Origin of the sequence: Shewanella waksmanii, assembly GCF_043643685.1 — a bacterium.
Classification (GTDB): Bacteria; Pseudomonadota; Gammaproteobacteria; order Enterobacterales; family Shewanellaceae; genus Shewanella; species Shewanella waksmanii_A.
Genome location: NZ_JBHZSN010000032.1, coordinates 1 through 2267, shown reverse-complemented (window position 1 = coordinate 2267; position 2267 = coordinate 1). Strand labels below are relative to the sequence as shown.

Here is a 2267-nt window from a genome sequence, read left to right as displayed (position 1 = left end):
ATGGCTCGAATGTGCCAGTATTTATATTAGGTGGCTTATCCACTTAAGCACGTGAGTGCAATGCCTACCCCCTACGTCATCCCGTTGCTGAGCTTGGCAAGAAACTGCTCCTGCGTTTCTGGCATTCGGCACTTCTGATGTTTAGGATTAACAAATGCCTTGATGGCATGGATGCCAATGAAAGGCCGTGTGCCTCGCCTCCAGCTACGAAGGCAAGCTTCTCCGCGTTCACTCTTTATCTTAAGATTCGAGGCTGAATACTGAGTATTCGAAGCGCCTAACTTTCAACCCCATGTGTTCGTTGCGCGAACTACGAGAGTCGGTCATTTTCTCTTTAGTTGATATTTTGTTGATGTTAGGTTTAGAGTCAAGGCATGAAGAGTGGATTCATACTAGAAGCTGGCCATTTCCAGAAGCCTAGTTTACACGTAAAAAGTAGTGAAGAAGCCATCTACTCTTATTTGATAAGGGCAGATGGCTTATTTGCGTTTAGGCAAAGTAAAAAGTGTAATATGCATAAGTGGTAAATAGAGAAACTTCGATAGTTACTTCAAGGACGTTCCCATTACAGCCACTCAAGGAAGCTTGCTCTTAACCCTTTCTATCCAAGGGCGAGCATGTTCTACAAGGGAATAGCTCCTTCGCTATTCTCGATAAATGCTCCTGAACAATTCTACTTTTAGCCTTCCATGGCTGCGCAGCGCTAGAACGCAACTGGAAGGACATTCATCTGCCTCCTCTTTCCGTTTGCACCTATTATGCTAGGTCATTAAAAAGGACTTAAAACAAACGCTCGCGCTTTTAGCTATATAGTAAAAATCAATTAGTAAATGAAGCACGGTGTTTGGAGTTAGGAGTTTGGTCAGTTTGCCTTTAAGAGGAGAAGAGCGGCTTTATTGGGTAGATATCTTTATCATAGTATCGATAGAGCCGTACAATAGTTATATAAAAGCCGTAAAAATGGAAGATAAGGATGAAGCAACTAGATTTTAACTTACTTAAAGTACTAGAAGTGTTGCTGGAAGAGCAAAGTGTCACGGCAGCGGCAACTAGGCTTCATCTAAGTCAATCTGCGGTCAGCAAGCAATTAAATAAGTTACGAGAAGCACTGGATGACCAACTGTTTGAACGCACTGCTTATGGATTGAAGGCTACACCTAGAGCATTACAGTTAGCTCCTGAACTGAGATTATTACTGCAACAACTAGATAAGTTTACTCGACCTAGTACATTTGAACCGGCTGAAAGTCGCCGAACATTTAGGATGCATGTGGTAGAAACTGCTTACTCATTGACGTATCCCTATTTCATGCCGAGGCTTTTAAAGGAAGCGCCACTGGTTAGTATAAATAGTCAAACCTGGTCACAAGATAGCATGGATAAGTTGCTCCGTTGTGAAATCGATATGGGGATTATATGTCGTGAGTGGGATGATCGTTCGTTATTGCATATGAATAATATCCCGGTTGAGCTTGGTTATGCGGAGCTTATTCGTGATCATCCAGTGTGTTTAGTAAGACAAGGTCATAGTTTACTCTCGGAAGAGTGGAATTTAGAGACATTCCTTAAGTATCGACACTTGCAGGTAGCTTTTGGAGGTTTAGAGCACTGGTTACTGGATGATGTACTTAAGTTATCTCACCTTAAACGTGATATCGCGGTGAACATGACCGATTTTAATAGTGCTTTAGAACTTTGCCAACATAGCGACCTTGTTTTATGCGCGCCGAAAAAGTATGTAGCGCAGATGATTGCTGATTATGAACTAGTTTGTTTAGATGTACCTGTACAATTGCAACCAGGTGCATATGTTTTGGTGTGGCACAAACACTTTGAACTTGACCCCAGTCATCGTTGGTTGAGAAACCTTATTGTTAACGGTGTCCAGAGACTAGTTAAAGCATAGATAAAGTTTTAACTGGTGCTTTGTAATTCTAAAAGGGGCTTTGCATTTCTAAAAGGTGAATTGTTGAATCATCGCCGGTAACACTTTCTCTCTTTAAGCGCTTTATGGCAGTGATATTGCAAACTTAGCATAGGAAGACGTGATGCATTCTCGGGCTTGCTTCACACGGCTACTGCCCTTTTATTAGTGTGGTTGTGGATAACTCTGTGGGAAAGATGTCGGTAGGCTGTACCTAACTAAGGTATATAAAATAAATGCAATTTTCTTTCAAAAAGCGCTTGCGTAAAAACTTCAGCTCCCTATAATGCGCTCCCACTGACACGGCAAGCAGCGCTGCATAGCGATGTACAGACCAGTCAGG

At 42.1% G+C, this 2267-nt stretch carries 1 protein-coding gene; it reads left to right on the top strand.

Annotation, left to right across the window (positions count from 1 at the left end; genetic code table 11):
• Nucleotides 1-973: 973 nt before the first annotated feature.
• Entirely contained in the window at nt 974-1906 is a 933-nt protein-coding gene (locus tag ACHUFW_RS21765; protein WP_394206067.1) for a LysR family transcriptional regulator, read from the top strand.
• The last annotated feature ends 361 nt before the right edge of the window (nt 1907-2267 follow it).

Bases quoted from the DNA above. Each gene is read 5' to 3' on its own strand.
- ACHUFW_RS21765 (WP_394206067.1), top strand. From the start codon at position 974: ATGAAGCAACTAGATTTTAACTTACTTAAAGTACTAGAAGTGTTGCTG.